Here is a 17,760-nt window from a genome sequence, read left to right on the forward strand (position 1 = left end):
ACTCATTTCTTTTTTACTCATTAATACTCGCTACTCTTTTAGTAACTTATCAATTATTTTTCTAAATGATTTACCTACATTAGTTCTCGAACCACCACAATAAGCATTAACAAAACCCTCTGCAAATAATTCACTAGCGTTAGTACGTGAATATTCACTAATAACGCCATCAATATTTTGTATTTCAGCTTGTAACTTCCAACTTGCTCTAGGGATGTCTGTTTTTCCCTGGTCTTTAAGCACACTCTGATAAAAGTCTTTATAAAAGCTGGTTCTTGCCCTCTTAGTAGCCGTCATATCTTTAGGAATTGCGCCATCATGTTTAGCTTTATAGTGTCGCTGTATTAAATCGCTTGCTATAACGTGGCCAAACTCGTGATTAAAGGTGTGAGTAATACCATCATCAGTTTTAGCGTTCCATCCCTCATTTTGCATACTTTTCTGTTCTTTCATAATCTCTTTAAATGGTTTATTCAAAAATGCACCATTAAGCACCATATCTAATTTGTTAGTAGTTAAATCACTGGAAACATAAGCAAGCGTTCTCTTCTCAGGTAATCGAGGAGTTGTAGTCAAACTTCTAAAATTGATAGTTCTCTTCTCATTCCAGTTATGCTCATCACTAAATTTATCCATGAATTTCAAAGAATGATATAAATATTCTTTATTTACATCATTAACGCCCTCATAAGTAGCAAAATCTTGATGCTCGGTACTAATACCGTATTTACTGCTTAAATGATTAATCATACTGTTTAAATTATCTTGAGTATAAGGCTCGGTAACTTTAGAGCCGTTATTAACAGTATTAGGTTTATTCTTTGGCGCTTTGCTTGGTTTTTTCTGTGGCTGTTTTGTAGGTTGTTGTGCATCCCCACCATTACCATTCTTAGTATAACGTTCAAGCCATTCACTATATGGCATATCTTTAATGACTTGGCCCTTTTCGTTGTCATCCTTAGCCCAACGTTTTTGAGCTGTAGGGATGTCTTTAATGCTAGGAATAGTAGTGCAGCGGCAATAAGGATGTAAAATTGGATAATTAGTACCATCAATCTTAGCAACTAATGAAAATACCTTACCATCTAAGTATCTACATGCTTGGCATGTTCTACTTTCCAATGTGGCCACATATTCATACTTCTCTACGTCTTGTGCTGCGTACACATCAGCACTAGCTAACTCTTGAATATGTCCTATTTCAGATATAACCAACCTATGAATATTTTTGCTCTGCATACCTGTAAAGCGCTGTCTAAAGTCTTGTTCCACCTTATGATAGTTACTACCTATCAACGTGTTTCTTAGCAGACTATCCATTAATTGAGATGGTAACTCATTTACATAAGTACCCCACAATCTACTAGAAAAATCTTTGCCATCCCTGGCCCACGGTTTAGCTATGATGTATTTTAGCTCGCTATTGCTTAACTTGTTGAAATTAGCCGTAAAGCCTAAACCTTGATATTGCTGTAGGTCGTAAGTTTCACGTAAATAAGTATTGTTATACTGATTAACTAACTCGGTTTCCATTTTATCCTTTTCAGATTTAGAAAACTCGGTAGCTTTCAGCCTTAATTGGCTTTCTAGTTGCTTTAAACTGGCCACACGACTATTAAAATATTGTTGATTCAATAATTTCTCATAGCCACCGCTAATCGCCTTTTTTCTAAACTCATCTAGCGTTAAGTCCCAATGCTTAAACTCAATTCCATCTAGCATTTTAGCAACTTGCTCTTTAGGAATCCCCAAATCAGTAGTATATCTTTTATACCATTTACTTAACTCACGGTCATAGATATATAGCAACTTGTTAAGCCGTCTACTTAAAGCAAATTCATAATCTTGGCACGATTGTAGCCCAATAATTTTACTTTGTATAAAACGCCTTTTCCAATACTGTTGATTATTTTGTTTATTCATCGTCATTGCCTAATTTAAGAGCATTGTCATTGCTATAGCCATCATCAACTAATTGCTTTTTACGTGCTGCTAATTCTTCTTTCCAATCAGATACAAACGGATTAGCTTTAGCTATGGTTTCATCTGATGAGAATTGAGCTACTTGATTAAGCGCTTGTGCTTGTTCTAGCGTGTTTTGCACGGTTGCCCTAGTCCATGTTTGAGATATTTTTGCATCGTCATAGTTAGGGATGTTCAAAAACTTCAGTATAGCTCTTATAAGCTCATTTAAGCCCTTTTGAAAGTATTGTTGAGTAAGATTGGCTTTCTCTTCTAGTTGGCTCTGTAATTGCTTAATAGCGGTAGCAGTGGCATTACTTAAAACGACTTTAGATGGATCAACCGATTTAGCCATTAGGAAAATTGACGACCTGGTTATATCTAGCATATCATCCCTAGCCTCTCTAGGAATTTCAATGCTTAGAGTATCAACTCCGCCATCATCTTCAAATTTCAAGGCCTTTGTTTCTTTTAAGTCCTTTTTGAAACTTGCTAAATCTTGGCCACCAAAGTTTTTCAAAACAAAAACGACCTCTTGGATGTCGTCAAGGTCGTTTAAATAGCCATTATATATACTGTCGTAAGCATCAATTAGCCCCTTATATTTACTGATTTCGGGCTGTTCATGCAAGTTCTTAGCAAACTTTATAAAAGGGATGCGCCCTAAGTTATGCTCATATACGTTGCTATTATCAGTGGTTTCTTCAGTAGTATTGTCAATGTATTTTATTTTATTATAAATCGCTAAACTCTGATAAGTAGCATTACTGCTTTTGCATTTGAAAAATGTACAAGTTTTATCATCCCAATACTCGTGTATATCATACAAAGTACCGTCATCATCACGTTGACTATAAGTACGCCTAACAGCAATCATTCCATTTACAAGGCTTTCATCATAGATTGGTGTTACCTGCTCTGGTGGGACTATAGCATAGTTGAACTTTTTATTTTTACCAACCCAATAATGAACCCAACCAGCACCGGCATTACTAGCATCAACAACTAATTTATTTAAAGTTAAGGTTAAATCATCCCCTAGCACTTCATCAACTTGTTTATTAATATTGTCGTTATCGTCAACATCAATCTGGGGGCGGTTAGACGTTAAATAACTGGCCTCTTGGTCGACAATTAGTTCATGAAAGTTATTAGAAATACGATTATCAGCAGACCTTAGAGCCTCGTTTTTACCTTTTTTGTTAATTTTAGAGATTCCGTTATTTCTAAGTGTAATATCATTCTCATTAAGATAATACCTTAGGGATGTAATATTTTGGTCAACCACACGCTGTCTAGCTGTATCAGTATCATCTAGTATCTGTTTCATCGTTTCTACGTCCACGGTACATAGCCACCTTTCTTCATATTTTTCTCTAGTCCATAGCGTGAGGCATCTAGTGTATGGTCATCGCCATCTGGATAAATTGCTTTAAAATTGCCTTGATTATCTTTCTCATAATGATAACCAGTATATTCACGAGCAGTAGTCGGACACCTTACTGGATCAATAATAATTGCCCTTAAACCTTGCAACCACTTATAACCTTGATTACGGCTATCTTTACCTTTTTTAGCTTTAAGCAACTTTAAGCCTAAGCTCCTAAATTCTGCTATAGTTCTAGGCTCGGCACTATCACAAGTTATATAGTCGTTATCCTTGTTTTTAGCTTGTATTTTGCTAACTGCCTCAGCATTAGATAAACCGACTTTAACCAGTTCATCAAAATAATATAAAACACGTCTAGTTTTATCATAGTGCATAGTTACATAAGCGAGTGGATCACGAGCAAAACCAAAATCAAGACCACGTTTGATATTATCAAAGCGTTTTAACTCTTCATCGCTAATCTTTCTAAGCGTAACGTTATTAAATACTTCTGCACCTGTTCCAGTTACTTCCCCTAGATATTCATGCTTATATGACGTTAAATTGTCCTTTTTAAGCTGTTCAGCATCCATTAGGAACTCACGCCCTAGCCATGCTTTAGGAACTGTTAAATAAGTTGATAGGCTAACCACTGTATCATCCCTTAATTTAGCTCTTTCACTAGCTTTATTAACCCAATTAGTAGGGGATGCTGGGGGGTTGTATGAGTAAAAAGTACATATATCAGAGCCACCACGGTTAAGTGATTGATTAATCGACCTTATCTCATCTTCGCCTTTAAACTCATCGCATTCTTCAAAGTGCTTGAACTTAATATAACCGGTTCTAAATTTTTGTGATTTAATCTTTCTAGGATTATCTGCACCTTTAAATCTAATTTTCTGGCCGGTCTTAATATAAGTTAGCTCTAGTGGGCTATAAGAGGCGTGCCACCAATTACTAACACCTAGCTTGTCAATCGCCCAAATATATTGGTCGAAAACAGAATCACGCAAGGTACTAGCTACTTTTCTAAGCACCAGGGCGTTAGCTTGCTCATCTTTCATAATTCCTAAAATAATTTCAATCGAAACAAAAGAGGACTTGGTACTACCACGTCCTCCTTTTAACCAAAAATTAGAGTATTTTTTAGCCTTTATCATGTTATGTAGTCCATAAAATGAGGGGGCTATCATAGTATCAAGGGTTGGCATGGTCATCCTCCTTTACTGGTGGGATGTTATCAATAATCTCAACGCCTTGTGAGATGTTAGCATTGATTTCCTGCTTATCAGTAAATGCGCCATGAAACTTACCTAACATCTCCGCTGCCTTATTTCTATCTTTTAGGGATGGCATGGTTAAAAATGTACCGCCAGCGGTTGCTACTTCGTCATATTCCTCATTGTTCATAACTCTAGTGTAATACTGCATTACTTCGGTTTCGCTTGCTATATCTGCATCCCTAATCCTTTTAGAATGCTCTTGTATAGCCGTCTGTATATCTTTTCTCTGCAATAGTTGAGAGGCTTGTACCCTTGCTGTTTTTGTAGAATAACCAGCTAAAACGGCTGCTTTAGTTCCGTTATGAGTTTTGATATAAGCATCAACAAACTTCTCATATCTTAATTGTGTAGCTTTAGAAACAATGACTAACACCTCCTTTTATATGTATTTTGTACAAAAAAAGAACGCAATATAAGCGCTCTTTTTTATTTACCTTTTTTAGCTTTATCCCACTCTATTTTAGAATATATTGATAAAACTTCTCTCGTTCTGCTAACAATGCTCAATATATCATAATCAAAGTAATCGCTTGAAATCATGTCATGATCAGTAGCTAGCATTTCTAGTATATAAATATTTTTATGTTCATTATCATATGGATATCTTAGTAGTTTGCACATTTTTTCAATATACCCATTAAAAAAATCGTTTATATTATCAAATCCTAATTCTTGTAAACTAATATCTGACTTTTCAACAATATCCCTAGACATAATATTATTAGTAACCTTAGACGCTAAAAAACGATATTCTTTTAACTCTTGCAAATATTCAGTGTCGGCTTTACCTTTATGCTTTTTACCAGTCTTTTCAATGTTATTAAAATACATCATTAATTTAGTAAGATTATAAATATAATCGTAATACTCTTCAGATTTATAAGGATAAGTACCTTTGCTGCTTTCGAACTTTAAAAGGGACTCTATATATCTAGCAGTATCTTCTCTTAAATTATTCAGCCAATCAATTCTGGACTTAGACTTAACATCCGAATTAATTTTCGCTCTGTTTAAATAAACGTTAATGATATTAGTGATAAATGATGCAATGACAGTACCACTAATTACAGCACCTAAGAAATTATTCATAACAAATTGCTCCTAACCAAAATTAATATCATCAAGCATTTTTTCAGTGCTTTCTCTATCTAATCCCAAATATTTCAAGGTCATTGCCTGGGATGAATGATTTAGCAAGCTCATAACTAAACTAATATTATAATGTGATTGTACATATACACGATAAGCGCCTGTTTTACGCATAGTGTGCGTACCTAAGTAGTTTATACCTATTAAATCCCCAACACGCTGCATAACTAGATAAAAATTATCTTCATCAATATGCTTATCTTGCTCATCTGGGAATAGCCATTTGCTTTTAACACCCCTACCATCCATCCAATCAACATACGCTTTGATTTTGTCTTTTAGCTCTATGATACTAATATCTTCATATTTGTTAGTATTCGAGCTTTTAACATGTAGATAGTCTTTTATATGGCTATTATCATCAAGTACGCTAGCCTTAGTGATTTTTAGAATATCCTTAATGTTTAAAGGCGTACTATCAAGAAAACTAATTATAACGTTATCTTTAGGGCTTTCATCAAACGATGGATTAACCAAAGTTACAGACTTAATATGCTCTTTCACTTCATCACTTAAATTGAGTTCAGTAATGTGTTTGTCATTTCTGGAACTTGGAAATAGCCATTTTGAATGTATATCATTCTTTAATAGCCAATCTCTATACTCTAACAGTTCATTTCTAACTGGCTTTAAATATAAAATGTTAGTCTTACCAGTCTTTTTATCACGAGTATAGGCATCATGCTTAATATTGCCTTTATCATCAAAAACATCACTGTATTTAAGTTTTAAAACATCACTAACACGTAAAAGCGTGGCTTTTCCTACTTGAAAAATAGTGAAATTCCTACGACCAAACTTAAAATTATGTAGTAATGTGTCTTGTACTTGCTTTAGTACGATTGAATCTTTTATTGGATAAACAACGTTTCTCATATAGCTATCTCCTAACACATAGTATTTTTGTGTTTTACTTAATTATAGTATGTCTTGAAAATAGTATATAATACATTCGCTATTAAATCAACATTCTACACATAGGATAATGTAATAATCCTATGTGTGATTACTTCCTTAAACAAAAATAGTAAATAGCTACAAAAATCAAAATGATAACGGCAGATGACAAAATCATAATCATACTCAAATCATTCAATGGCATATTCCACAACTCATCAAAAAGTTGTTTCATCTCATCAACCCCTAAATTTTAAAATAGTTGCTAATATTTTATTGTCTGGATCAGCTACATCAATTTCAGCACTGGTTTTAGTATAACTATTAACACTAGCTGTATTTAATAGCTGCTTTTTCAAAGCATTAGCAAGTTTAGGGATGTTAAGCGCCTTGAACACTGATTGCATAATACTTTGAAATAAAGAATTATCAAAAATAATCTCATCTTTAAAAACGCAATCAACCGTTAAAACGCCTTGACCATACCTAATATAGACATTATCTTCACTCATTTTTATCCCTCATTCCGCTATATGTTAAGTTTTGTTAAGTTTTCAATAGATTTAGTTAAAATCTCTGTCGATTAAAACGTAATTGTTTTTAAATTCATCAGATTTACAACATGTATAATCTAGCATTCCATGTTTAATGACATAGTCGCCTATGGCACACGTATGACTGCCAAACGGACTATGTACGGTTAAGTTTCTATTTTCATTAGTGCTAAAGGCTTTTAATTCCATAGAACCAACGTTTTTAATCAAAGTATTGCGGAAACCGTCCCACTTAAAAGCATTAACAACGTTAGATTTTCGTTTATATAGATTAATTAAAAACACCTCCTGGTATCATTGTATTTTTTTATTATTTTATTTTTATAAGTTAAAGTAAGCTGATACATTTTTATGTAACAAAAAAAGGGCTGGTAAACACCAGTCCTTTTTAAGAATGTCGATTCAAAATATTTACAATAAGCAAAGTTACAGTAGGATTTGTTAATTCACATTAGCAAAAGTTTTCAATTAGCAAATAACTAATCGCTAACTAACACCATACATAATATAACACATAACTACCCCCAATTTTTACCCAATTTTTACTCAATTATGTTGATGCTTTTTAAGTCGCATTTCTTTCTCGTATTCATCCCGCTCGATTATATGGTGCATCCCCATATACTTCATAATGTCTTTTAATAGCTTTTTGCGTTGCTTATATAAATTGTTGTTGGCATAGCCATGATTTAAACCAATTCGCCTAAACGATTTATGGTTGTAGTGGTCAAAGTAATACTCTTTTACTACTTCGGCAAACGCTGGCTCACATCTAGCTAGTGCATCTTCTATTGCTGCTTTTTGAAATAAGAATTGTGAGATGAACTTGCTATCTTCAATTTTGAGTAATAATAGTTCCGCTTTAGCCTCTTTACTACCACTAGCAGTTCCACCTCCCACATTATCATCCCTACCAGCTATGTAAGGGTGTGCAATCTCTTGACGTTTCCTAGCTATATATCTTGGTATATTTGGATAATCTCTAAGTATGTGTTCCATGAAATTTACAGTATCTTTGTTCATTTTTAGCCCCCTACCTTGATTCTATTTATCTTCTTTACTCTGTACATCTTATAGCGCCCTTGTATTAGTTTGCTACTGGATAGCGCATTGCTTAGTTGCCTATGAGTAAATTCAACCCCTAAGTTTTCAAGGGCCTCAGATAAATCTTTAAATCCTTTGAATATTTTTTTATGTCTAGTACAAGTATCTTCAATCACGATATATCTAACCACTAGCTTATTAACTCGGATTATTCGGCTAACGCTAGTGGGGTTTAAATTCATGTACTTAGCTATGTCTTTAACTCGATAACCTAAATCTAACAATTCAGCAACCTTTGCAGTATTTTCATTAACTTCTGCATTTTTAACCATTTCGGCTATTCTTTTAACTCTAGGATCATCACTACTCACATTTTTAAGGCTGCCCTCTTGATACTCCAACTGATAAACAGCTTGTAGTATTGGATTGTTCTTCACAACTCATCCCCCATTTGTGTATTTTATTGGTTCTCCCATATGCACATCGTATTTTTGATTTAATCTACCTAAATGCAATCTTTTAGATAGTTCTTTATCAACTCTTACGCCTGTTAAGACGTATTTATCTAAAAAGGTCTTAATACCTATAGTGTGCTGCATATTATGATGCTCATAGCAAAGTGGTAATACTGTATAGCCAATATGTACCATTTTCTGTCGATTAGCGCCCATCCCAATAGCGTGAACGTGTGCTACTTGCATTTTATGGCCACATATACAACATTTTTTATTGTTTAAGCAGTTTATCTCCCAACCGTAACTATCTTTAGCAATATCTAAAGCCTTACTAGCAAACTCAACATCCCACTCTAAGCAAATATTAACTAAGTAATCTATAAAGTTATTAGCAATGGTTACAGTGCAGTTACTTAACGAAAACATTTCTTGGTGGTGTTGTTTACAAAAATTACGCTTTAGTTCTTGCTTAATTGTTTCTAAGTCCATTTGCATGGTTTTAGTTATTGAGTTCAATAGTGCGTATATTTTCCGCTGCTGCTTATAACTAATAATTCTTTTATCGTCAAAATCCAGCTCTAAATAATTGCCAATATTATTTTTAAATAAATTGGATTCGTGTACATCAATATCATCTAGTTTTAAAACTATAGTATTTTCTTGATGGTTAAACGCCTTTATTTCGCCAAAGTATTTCATTGCTATAGCTCCTATACTTAGTTCAATCGATTTTCAATCAAATAATGGCCTTTAAATTAACGTTTATATTATTTTTCAATCGATTTTCAATCAATAATCTTTGATGCTTTCTGCCAATTCATAAACGATTTTCAATATTCTGTAGTCAATAACGGGATGTTTACTAAAAAAAGTCATCCCATCAGACTGAATCCCAATAAAAACATGTCTATAATCTTTTGTTTTAGCCCACTCAATATCAGCAAGATAAATTGTATTTGATACTGTACTTTTGAAAAACTTAACTTGTTCTCCAGCTGTATTACTATATTTAGATAATCTATCATTAGCATTTAAAATGGCTTGCTTAACGCTCTCGTTACTCATAATTATTAATTTATTGTTTTTACTCATGATTGATTAAACGTCCTCCGCTGGTATTTGATTCTCTACCACATACTCAACATAAGCATCTGTATGAGTAGCAAAGCCACCGCCAAATTGCTGGCCATGTTTAGTCAGTAGTTTTATTGCTTGGCTATGGTTCATTTCAAAGGCGTTTTTAGGGTTGGCATTGGTAAACATTCTATGCTTTTTACAATGCACATAGTTTTTAGTTCTCTGTTCATCATAAAAGTAAACTACAAAATCTTTTTTAATAGGCACTAACTAAATCCTCCTTAAAATTATCAATTTTTAACAATCTCTGATTAGCACTAGCTATATATAACCTAGAAATCAATTCTCTTAAATCTGGATTATCTTTTAGGCTTGATTTATATAAAATCTTAAACAACTTAAAAGCCTCTTGATGATTTAAAACCACTCTGTCTACATAAGGGTTTAAGAACTTATCTAGCTCTTTAACAGAGTTTTTAGGTCTGATTAGTCTATAAGTATTAAACTCATCATAGAATTGCTTATATCCAAATTCTGATGCTATTAAATGCTTTATATTTTGTAAGTTCACAAATCATCCCTCCTAACAAAAAATTGTCATTACATATCTTTAAGCTGCTGTTGTAATTCAGCTTTTTTACTTGCATCAATATGTTCTTTAGGTGGTTTGTAATCATCCCTGGCCCAATTAGGTAAGCTCTCTTTAACAGATTTCTTTTTATTAACTTTTCTATTAGTAATGGTGCTTTTGTTCCTACTGTTCATATAAGCATCAGCACTCTTAACGTCTGTAACGTTATGTTTTTGCCAATCTTTTAATATTTTTGATAAATACGAAAAGCTGGTTTGTACAGTTACTCCGTTAGATGCAGCTACATTCACTGCATGATTAAACAAATCTTGGCCATATTCTTTTATTAAATTTATCAGTTTTCGTTTTAAAACTTTGTTCAGTTCTGGCCATACTGATTTGTAAAATTTCAGTGCGCTTTCTTCCTCTTCTTCTTTATTAAATAATCTATTAGATAATCTTTTATCTTGGACATTTTTGTCGTAAGGTGTAGACAATTTTGTCGTGGGGTATGGATATGTTCGTCCACACCCCCTAGACATTTTTGTCGATAGGGTAATATATCTTTTTTCTATTTCTTTTGAATCTTTTTTATAAATTATTTCAACATTTATAAGACCAACATCTCTTAGCTTACTAATGGATCTAGAAACAGACCTAGTAGTTACTTCTACTCCTTCGGCTAATTTTGCGTTACTCATAAAACAAACATCGACAATATTTAACATGGTATAAATTTGTGAGTAGATAATTTTATCTGTAGAGTTAAGACCTTTACCTGTTAAATTTTCTATCGGCATTTGGATAAATTTATTTGGAGTTGTAATTTGATTATTTGTGGCCATACCGTTTCACCCTCTTGCTTTATTAAGTTTAAAATCATCATGTGTTTTATATGCTGTTTTTATAACTTCAGTCAATATTCTATGCAGCAATTCTTTATGACATATTTCATTATCACTTATCCAATTTTTTTGTATTGGAAAAGCATTAAAGTCAACTCCATAAGCTTTACAAAGATTTTTAGATAAGTTCATCACAAAATCTTCTTTTTTACTAAAGTGTTCATTATTTAATCCAATTAATTTATTTTCATTAAAACTATACTTTGACATTATTATTCACCTCTTTATGTAATATCTCTCTATGAGATATTACATAACTAATCAAAAAATAAACGTTGAGGGGTATCTTTCAAAACATATGAAATTATAGCTATTTCATAATCATGAAAAGGATATATTCCTCTTTCTTTAAGTTCATACTGTCTTCTACTAGAACCTATACAATTACCTAGGTATTCTGTTGATAATTCATTACTTAACCTAACTTTTCTCAGGTTATATTTAGGCTTTAGCCATTCATTTCTTAAATCTTGTTTTTTTACTTTTAAATTCAAAATATCTCAAATCCTTTCGCAATATATAAACTTTATACATATAACAATATGTATATCTCAACGTAATTATCACAAACTGTGATATTATTGTCAATGATTTTATTCTTTTATGAGATATTTATTTACTTATGAGATATTTATGTTAATATTAATTTTGTTGGGAGGTGATTACTATTGTTCCCAAAAATATGTTAGGCCCTATTATCAAAAATATAAGAAAAGAAAAACATATGACGCAAAATCAGTTAAGTGAGATTACTGGTTATAAACAAAACACGATTTCTCAGCACGAGGGGCAGAAAAGAGAGCTCGGAGAAAGTGATTTGAGAACATATGCAAATGCTTTTGGGATAACGCCTCAACACTTTTATGACAGGCTTAGTGGTAGTAGTGAACAAATAGCCAAAATGATAGCGGATAATAAAAATAAAGATGATACAAAGAAATCGCTTTTGAACATAATAGATCGCTTAACTGTTGAAGAACGACAATCTGTATTAGAATTTGCTAGATTTAAACTAAGTCAACATAAATAAAAAGAGAACTATTGAGTTCTCTTTTTTTGCAACATACTAATTCATATCATTAGAAATATTTAATTTTTGTAATTATTAAAAAAATGTTAAGATTACAAGGTTCATATTTAAATATTTGGAGGAATGAATATCAATGGTAAACTTAATATTATTTTACATAATACTATCATTACTATTAATATCCACTGTAACTTTTGGAATTATTTGGTATAAAAGCAACAGAGAAAAAAAGAGTTTATTTTTCAAACTATTCATCGGAAGTTTAATTAGTGCTATAGGACTAGCAATAACTCCCGCAATGCACGATTTAATTGCAGGAATAGGAATACTAGCCGTAATGGTTTCCATAATCTATATTTACATGGTAAGCAAAGGAAAAGCAACAAACGTGTTTTTAAAGTATTCTATCATGAGTATTGTGATAGGAGCTTTATTTACAGTAATGGGATTCTGCTTTAAAAGTTATTCACAACAAGGATTAGATAGAGAAGCAGCAATAACTAAATCTATTTCAGAAGATGCTAATTCTAGTAGCTCTTCTGAATCAAAGAAAGAAAAAGAAAGTGAAAAGGACCAAAAAGATTTAGAAAACGCTAACTATTTAGGATATAAGTATATGCTGGAAGATGTTCCAAAAAACACTAATCATGTGATAACAAAAGCATATATGGATAAGGATAAAAACTATAATACGACCATCTTTGTAAACGATCAAATTTCTTCATTAAGCGGTTCTGAACTGAAACGATATGTAAAAGTTGTTTTTGATAAAGTTAAAAAATTAGAAGATGGATATGAACCTAACGAAAAATCTGGAGCAAGTAGAATAATAATAAATGATTCATCCGGCAACAGATTAGCACATTCTTCATTTTTTACTAGAAAAATAAAATATGATTTTGAATAAATAAAAAATAACCACTTTTTCGTAATTAAATACTGAAAGGTGGTTATTTTTTATGGATGAAGAATTAATAGAAAAAATAGAATATTTGATTGCATATGCTGATGAGGATATTAAATGGATGATTGATCATGGAGAGCTGTAGTATATGTGAATGTTGATGTGAATATATATTAACACTTTGTTATAAGAGATAAAAAAGCCCATATCATTAAGATATAGGCTTTTTAACATTTATAAAAATCATGAGATATTTTGTTTGATGGAAAACCAAAGGATTTACTTAGAAATGAATTAATAAAATTAAAATAAATATCTAATAGCGGAAAAAATATAACGGCATTAGACTTATTATCGGTAAAAAGACATATCAAAAAAATGGACACCACACCGTACCTTACAGAGTATGAGAAAAATTTAATCAAATGTTGTTTTCTTTTAAAAAGCTTTAAAAATTTTTCTATCAATAAAGATAGTCTTCTGAATTTAATATATTGTGATATCGTTCTTACATTTGCACTACATGCTTTTATAATTAATGTAATCTCAATAGGTATATATATCAAAAAAGCAAAACAAAGTGGTGAAGCCAAAAGACTACTAATGACATAGTGAAAATCACTAAAAAAATGGCCTTTAGAAGTTAAAAAATATATAATATGTGTTAAATATTTCCATTGTAAAGTTTGATAAATAAGCATTAACAAAGAAATTATGAAAAAAGCTTTCGAAATATCAAAAGATATTATACTACTACCATTTTTTACAAAATGAAAATATTGCTTTTGAAGATAATCTATGTCATTAGCATTTAAGGTAGTAAAGTCGCAAACTTTATAAACAAGACTTACAGCTTTTTTATCTTCTTCACTAGTTTTTACAAAACAGGATAATTTATTCATAATACTATTTTTAACATCTCGAGTATTCCAATCAGATTTTAATAAAATCCTACATAGCTGTCTAAAAACAAATCTTTCATTTGCACCTCTAACATACATGTTTCTCCTTATATTAATAAGTCTATTTGATAACAAATAATGATAATAAAATAAGCAGACATCATCTATTTCTAGATATCTATTTGCTGTTCTTTCATCAAATAGTTTATTATCCATTCCTCTAGTTGCACTTAAGCAAGTCCTAAATAGTTCTAAATCTTGACGACTTATTTCAGTCTTTTGAGATAGTTTGTATAAGTCTGCCCTCCATTCCGATTCACTATGTATAGATGATTTTTCACTATTTATTCTATTAAAAACGGCAGTTATTATAGCTGCTACAACACTTCCAGTAATTAAACTAGTCACGAAACTCATACCAAACAACTCTTTCTATATAAATTATAAAAACATAAGCATTATATATAATATCATTTTCAAGCAATAATAAAAAAGCCTATTTGCATAGGCTTTTGATGAAGTTATAGTTTGGTATTATTTAACGATTCATATCTAATTTTAAAGTTATCTAATTTAATGTATAATAACGTCTAGTAGAGAAGTTAATGGACGGTGGCTGTCTTTTTCCCGAAGAGGTGATTTCTATGGAAATATGGAATAATCTACAGAAAGGTTTCACAGCCAATGAGTGTTTTTCAAGCACTTAGTTTGATGTTTATGTTTGGTATGTTTATTTTAGCATTGCTAACATACATCAGTAATCATAAATAAAAAAGCCGTCCCATTATATAACTTTGACCGGTTATGGGATAGCTTTCAATAGTTTTTCGTAACTTAGTCACCGTCTTTTAAACGGCTTTACTTGAAAGTCCTGTTACAGCAGGGCTTTTTATTTACAAACATAGTATATAACACATTATTTTATTTGTCATTTATTTAATTTACGTTATACATTTATTCACTCATACATAAAACATTACCTATTCTAGTATTTTTTTACTTTATTTGCCTTTGCTTCTTATCTCATATGCTCTTAAATACATATTAAATAAAGTTCTCTGTTCGGCTGTTAAGTCTTTTTCAGCCTTATCTAATATATCAGCTACAAAATCATCTTGACTAGAATATCCAAGTGCATTTTGAAAAGCATTAATTTTTCCAACACTTTGTTTTTGTATTCTCAAACTACTATATTGTTTATTTTTGCGTGGTCTTCCTAAATTGTTAGTTTTTTTCTTAGTGTTTCGAGATTCTATTAACTCAACCTCACCATTGATTTTATATTTAATATCATCCACTACTTTCTTTTTGAATCAGCTAATTCGTCACGCTTTTCTAACGAGTTGTATAGCATGTTAAACATTGGTTTTCTATCATCTGGCAGATTATCATAATAAAGTCTCATAGCAACTTCAAAGCCATCCTTTTGTGTTGGAGCATCACCCATTAAAACCATTGTTTGAAGTTTATTTTTTGTTCTACTATCTATGGACAACGTTGTTTTTCTTGAAAAATTACTTTTATCTAAGTTTTTATTATCGTTTGATTTACCCACATCAGACGTAATTTCTATTTCGCCATCAACTTTATATTTCATCTATATTATCACTCCATAAAAACATTGTATTTACGTTTTTCAGAATCTGAAGCCTCAGCAATATATTTGTCAGCTAACAACTGAATAACTTCATAATCGTAAGTTAATCCATTGATCATTTTAATTGCATCGATAGATTTCTTTTGTATTTCAGAAACCTTAATATTTTTTCTGTGTTGTTCAACTTTTTTTGGTGTTTTTTTAGCTGTATTTTTTATCTTTTTTTCATCAAATGAACTTTTAGGCGTAAAATTGCCAGCTTTTCTAAACATTGTACTTTTAGCCATTGTGTACTCCCCTATTCATATTCATAGTAATTTAATCTTTTTAGGAATTCATTTGTAACTCTTTCATACACACCTATTACCTTTTTATCAAAGAAATCTACTTCTTTTATTCCGTTCACATCAAAACGTTTGATACGTTCCATTTGTGGCACTACATTTTCAAATATATTTTCTGCACCAAATTCTTTTTTGGCAGTTTTCATTATATATTGATCGACAGTGCCTTTATTTTTATGAAGAACTTCTAGAACTCCGAGTATATCTACATCTAATTCATATTGGTTTCTTAACTTCAATAAAGTGTTCAAGTAGTTTTCTGCACCAGTTAAAGCACGTTCTTGAGTTTGTAGAGAAATTAAAACATAGTCACTCATTATGACTGAATTATTTGTAACCTCTAAACTCATAGGTGGCACATCTAACAAAATTATGTCGTACTTTTCTTTTAAAGGTTCAAACATTGGTTCTAGAAAATGGTCCACTTCTTCATCACTAGACGTATTTCTATATATAAACTTTGGAAAATCTTCAAAGTCTATAAAACTAGGCAGCAAATCTAAGTTAGGAACTATATTAACAGGCAAATCTGTTAAGTTACCTTCTTGAACTCCAGCCATTAATGTTTTAGATATAGTAGATACTTCATCTGGAGTATTATTTGATTTAGTAAGCATCAAAGACTTTGTAGCATTTGATTGCGGATCTAGGTCTGCTACAAGAGTTTTGATTCCAAATTTCGATAACATATACCCTATTAATGTAGCATTAGTAGTTTTTCCAACTCCACCTTTTTGGTTTCCTATAGTTATAGTTATTGCTTTTTTTCTACTTTTTAATTTTTTTATCAAATCTTCTTTTTTGTACATTAAATCAGCCCCTTTAACAATATTATATCACAAAGATACATGGCTACATAGCTCTAAAGATACAAAGGTACAAGGGTACATTTATCTTTTGATACATGGATACAAGGGTACATAGATACATTCAATTTTTAAAATATTGATATAAAGGCTATATAAGCTGTTTAGCCAAAGATACATGTAGCTTCTGATACATAGATACAAGGGTACATAGATACATAGATACATAGATACATGGCTACATAATAAATTAGTGGTTTGACAAAGCCAGCTTTATAAGGTTTAATTAATGTAAATAAAAAAGCAGTCATCCACGGGCATGGATAACTGCTTAAAATAATTACATAACAATCAAATTGTGTGTTTTCAAATCAATACATATTATAACATGATTGTTATGTATATTCAAAAGGAGAATGTACTATGAACAGTCAATTTATTAAACTCTACATAGAATTTGAAGAACAAGGTTTAAATCCAACTGAGGTATCTATAATGTCTCATCTCTATAATTATGGGGAATTAAGCCTTAAAAATAATTGGATTAAAAATGGCATGGTTTTCGTGAAATACCTACGTGAGTCCTTAGCCGACCAAATCAATGTTTCTAAAGATACCATTACTCGTACTGTTAAAAGTTTAGAAGATAAAGGCTGGATCATTGCCAAGCGACAACGTAACGCTGCAACTATCTACTTTTTACCTCAATATGAGTTCAATTCATCAGTTAGGAAAACGCAAATTGCAACCCCGGAAAACGCAAATTGCAACCAGAACTATACTAATTTAAATAAACTACATGCTAATACAGTTAATACAGGGTCAGCAGCTAAAAATGAATCCGTAGTGGATAAAGTTAAACAATGGAGTCAAGCAACGCAACAGAAGTTAGGTTTAACTTTTAGTTC

27 protein-coding genes and 1 pseudogene are annotated in these 17,760 nt (G+C 31.5%); 4 read left to right on the forward strand and 24 right to left on the reverse strand.

What is annotated here, in order from left to right; all coding sequences use genetic code 11:
* Positions 1-30 precede the first annotated feature (30 nt).
* The 19 genes and pseudogenes from FD06_RS02085 to FD06_RS02165 form a co-directional block, all read right to left on the reverse strand.
* A complete protein-coding gene (locus FD06_RS02085) occupies positions 31-1,923 on the reverse strand; it encodes a minor capsid protein (protein WP_056965777.1) in 1,893 nt (630 codons plus the stop codon).
* A complete protein-coding gene (locus tag FD06_RS02090; RefSeq protein WP_056965780.1) occupies positions 1,916-3,307 on the reverse strand; it encodes a phage portal protein in 1,392 nt (463 codons plus the stop codon). Before FD06_RS02090 ends, FD06_RS02085 begins: the two co-directional genes overlap by 8 nt.
* Positions 3,298-4,545 (reverse strand): PBSX family phage terminase large subunit, encoded by a 1,248-nt coding sequence (locus FD06_RS02095; RefSeq protein ID WP_082605254.1) that lies wholly within the window; start codon positions 4,543-4,545, stop codon positions 3,298-3,300. The genes FD06_RS02090 and FD06_RS02095 overlap by 10 nt, the downstream gene beginning before the upstream one ends.
* Entirely contained in the window at positions 4,532-4,990 is a 459-nt protein-coding gene (locus FD06_RS02100; RefSeq protein WP_054657801.1) for a terminase small subunit, read from the reverse strand. Before FD06_RS02100 ends, FD06_RS02095 begins: the two co-directional genes overlap by 14 nt.
* Positions 4,991-5,043: 53 nt before the next feature.
* Positions 5,044-5,706, reverse strand: coding sequence for a hypothetical protein (locus tag FD06_RS02105; RefSeq protein ID WP_056965784.1), 663 nt, complete (start codon positions 5,704-5,706; stop codon positions 5,044-5,046).
* Positions 5,707-5,718: 12 nt separating this feature from the next.
* Positions 5,719-6,270: a tyrosine-type recombinase/integrase gene (locus tag FD06_RS07580; RefSeq protein ID WP_237757221.1), complete on the reverse strand. Its 552-nt coding sequence runs from the start codon at positions 6,268-6,270 to the stop codon at positions 5,719-5,721.
* Between the two features lie 18 nt (positions 6,271-6,288).
* Positions 6,289-6,642 (reverse strand): annotated as a pseudogene (locus FD06_RS07720) (site-specific integrase); the annotation flags it as partial.
* 130 nt (positions 6,643-6,772) lie between these two features.
* Positions 6,773-6,898, reverse strand: a complete 126-nt coding sequence (locus FD06_RS07765) for a hypothetical protein (RefSeq protein ID WP_269147728.1) — start codon at positions 6,896-6,898, stop codon at positions 6,773-6,775.
* A gap of 4 nt (positions 6,899-6,902) precedes the next feature.
* On the reverse strand, positions 6,903-7,175 hold the full coding sequence (locus FD06_RS02115; protein ID WP_054657807.1) for a hypothetical protein: 273 nt from the start codon (positions 7,173-7,175) through the stop codon (positions 6,903-6,905).
* 51 nt (positions 7,176-7,226) lie between these two features.
* The gene (locus tag FD06_RS02120; protein ID WP_054657809.1) at positions 7,227-7,502 is read right to left on the reverse strand and encodes a hypothetical protein; all 276 of its coding nucleotides are present in this window, start codon (positions 7,500-7,502) and stop codon (positions 7,227-7,229) included.
* A gap of 261 nt (positions 7,503-7,763) precedes the next feature.
* A complete protein-coding gene (locus FD06_RS02125) occupies positions 7,764-8,240 on the reverse strand; it encodes a hypothetical protein (protein ID WP_056965786.1) in 477 nt (158 codons plus the stop codon).
* Between the two features lie 2 nt (positions 8,241-8,242).
* Positions 8,243-8,698 (reverse strand): hypothetical protein, encoded by a 456-nt coding sequence (locus tag FD06_RS02130; protein WP_054657813.1) that lies wholly within the window; start codon positions 8,696-8,698, stop codon positions 8,243-8,245.
* A 3-nt stretch (positions 8,699-8,701) separates the two neighbouring features.
* Positions 8,702-9,415 carry a putative HNHc nuclease gene (locus tag FD06_RS02135; protein WP_056965788.1) on the reverse strand — a complete coding sequence of 238 codons (714 nt, stop codon included), beginning with the start codon at positions 9,413-9,415 and terminating at the stop codon, positions 8,702-8,704.
* 90 nt (positions 9,416-9,505) lie between these two features.
* Complete coding sequence (locus FD06_RS02140) at positions 9,506-9,808, reverse strand: hypothetical protein (protein ID WP_054657819.1); 303 nt, start codon at positions 9,806-9,808, stop codon at positions 9,506-9,508.
* Positions 9,809-9,814: 6 nt separating this feature from the next.
* Entirely contained in the window at positions 9,815-10,060 is a 246-nt protein-coding gene (locus FD06_RS02145; RefSeq protein ID WP_056965790.1) for a hypothetical protein, read from the reverse strand.
* On the reverse strand, positions 10,050-10,364 hold the full coding sequence (locus tag FD06_RS02150; RefSeq protein ID WP_054657821.1) for a hypothetical protein: 315 nt from the start codon (positions 10,362-10,364) through the stop codon (positions 10,050-10,052). Before FD06_RS02150 ends, FD06_RS02145 begins: the two co-directional genes overlap by 11 nt.
* A gap of 29 nt (positions 10,365-10,393) precedes the next feature.
* The gene (locus FD06_RS02155; RefSeq protein ID WP_056965792.1) at positions 10,394-11,209 is read right to left on the reverse strand and encodes a DnaD domain protein; all 816 of its coding nucleotides are present in this window, start codon (positions 11,207-11,209) and stop codon (positions 10,394-10,396) included.
* 6 nt (positions 11,210-11,215) lie between these two features.
* Positions 11,216-11,479, reverse strand: coding sequence for a hypothetical protein (locus FD06_RS02160; protein ID WP_056965794.1), 264 nt, complete (start codon positions 11,477-11,479; stop codon positions 11,216-11,218).
* Positions 11,480-11,526: 47 nt separating this feature from the next.
* Positions 11,527-11,763, reverse strand: coding sequence for a hypothetical protein (locus tag FD06_RS02165; protein ID WP_056965796.1), 237 nt, complete (start codon positions 11,761-11,763; stop codon positions 11,527-11,529).
* 164 nt (positions 11,764-11,927) lie between these two features.
* Here FD06_RS02165 and FD06_RS02170 point away from each other — a divergent pair, with 164 nt between their 5' ends.
* Together FD06_RS02170 and FD06_RS02175 are read left to right on the forward strand one after the other, a co-directional pair.
* Positions 11,928-12,299: a helix-turn-helix domain-containing protein gene (locus tag FD06_RS02170; protein WP_156403074.1), complete on the forward strand. Its 372-nt coding sequence runs from the start codon at positions 11,928-11,930 to the stop codon at positions 12,297-12,299.
* 133 nt (positions 12,300-12,432) lie between these two features.
* Positions 12,433-13,206 carry a hypothetical protein gene (locus FD06_RS02175; protein ID WP_056965798.1) on the forward strand — a complete coding sequence of 258 codons (774 nt, stop codon included), beginning with the start codon at positions 12,433-12,435 and terminating at the stop codon, positions 13,204-13,206.
* 224 nt (positions 13,207-13,430) lie between these two features.
* On the opposite strand, the gene FD06_RS02180 is transcribed toward FD06_RS02175, so the two are convergent.
* Complete coding sequence (locus FD06_RS02180) at positions 13,431-14,513, reverse strand: hypothetical protein (protein WP_162255999.1); 1,083 nt, start codon at positions 14,511-14,513, stop codon at positions 13,431-13,433.
* A gap of 309 nt (positions 14,514-14,822) precedes the next feature.
* Between FD06_RS02180 and FD06_RS07725 the strand changes: the two genes are divergently transcribed.
* On the forward strand, positions 14,823-14,876 hold the full coding sequence (locus tag FD06_RS07725; protein ID WP_237757222.1) for a putative holin-like toxin: 54 nt from the start codon (positions 14,823-14,825) through the stop codon (positions 14,874-14,876).
* Between the two features lie 230 nt (positions 14,877-15,106).
* Here the strand turns inward: FD06_RS07725 and FD06_RS02185 are convergent, their stop codons facing one another.
* From FD06_RS02185 to FD06_RS02200, 4 genes are read right to left on the reverse strand one after another with little or no spacing between them, the layout of a single operon-like run.
* Complete coding sequence (locus FD06_RS02185; protein ID WP_054657833.1) at positions 15,107-15,403, reverse strand: hypothetical protein; 297 nt, start codon at positions 15,401-15,403, stop codon at positions 15,107-15,109.
* Complete coding sequence (locus FD06_RS02190) at positions 15,403-15,702, reverse strand: DUF5388 domain-containing protein (RefSeq protein ID WP_056965803.1); 300 nt, start codon at positions 15,700-15,702, stop codon at positions 15,403-15,405. Before FD06_RS02190 ends, FD06_RS02185 begins: the two co-directional genes overlap by 1 nt.
* An 8-nt stretch (positions 15,703-15,710) precedes the next feature.
* Complete coding sequence (locus FD06_RS02195; protein ID WP_056965805.1) at positions 15,711-15,989, reverse strand: hypothetical protein; 279 nt, start codon at positions 15,987-15,989, stop codon at positions 15,711-15,713.
* 11 nt (positions 15,990-16,000) lie between these two features.
* The gene (locus tag FD06_RS02200; RefSeq protein ID WP_056965806.1) at positions 16,001-16,855 is read right to left on the reverse strand and encodes a ParA family protein; all 855 of its coding nucleotides are present in this window, start codon (positions 16,853-16,855) and stop codon (positions 16,001-16,003) included.
* A gap of 420 nt (positions 16,856-17,275) precedes the next feature.
* On the opposite strand from FD06_RS02200, the gene FD06_RS02205 reads away from it, so the two are divergent.
* On the forward strand, positions 17,276-17,760 hold a 485-nt coding region (locus FD06_RS02205; protein ID WP_056965808.1), incomplete at its 3' end, for a MarR family transcriptional regulator.

Source organism: Apilactobacillus ozensis DSM 23829 = JCM 17196, assembly GCF_001435995.1.
Classification (GTDB): Bacteria; Bacillota; Bacilli; order Lactobacillales; family Lactobacillaceae; genus Apilactobacillus; species Apilactobacillus ozensis.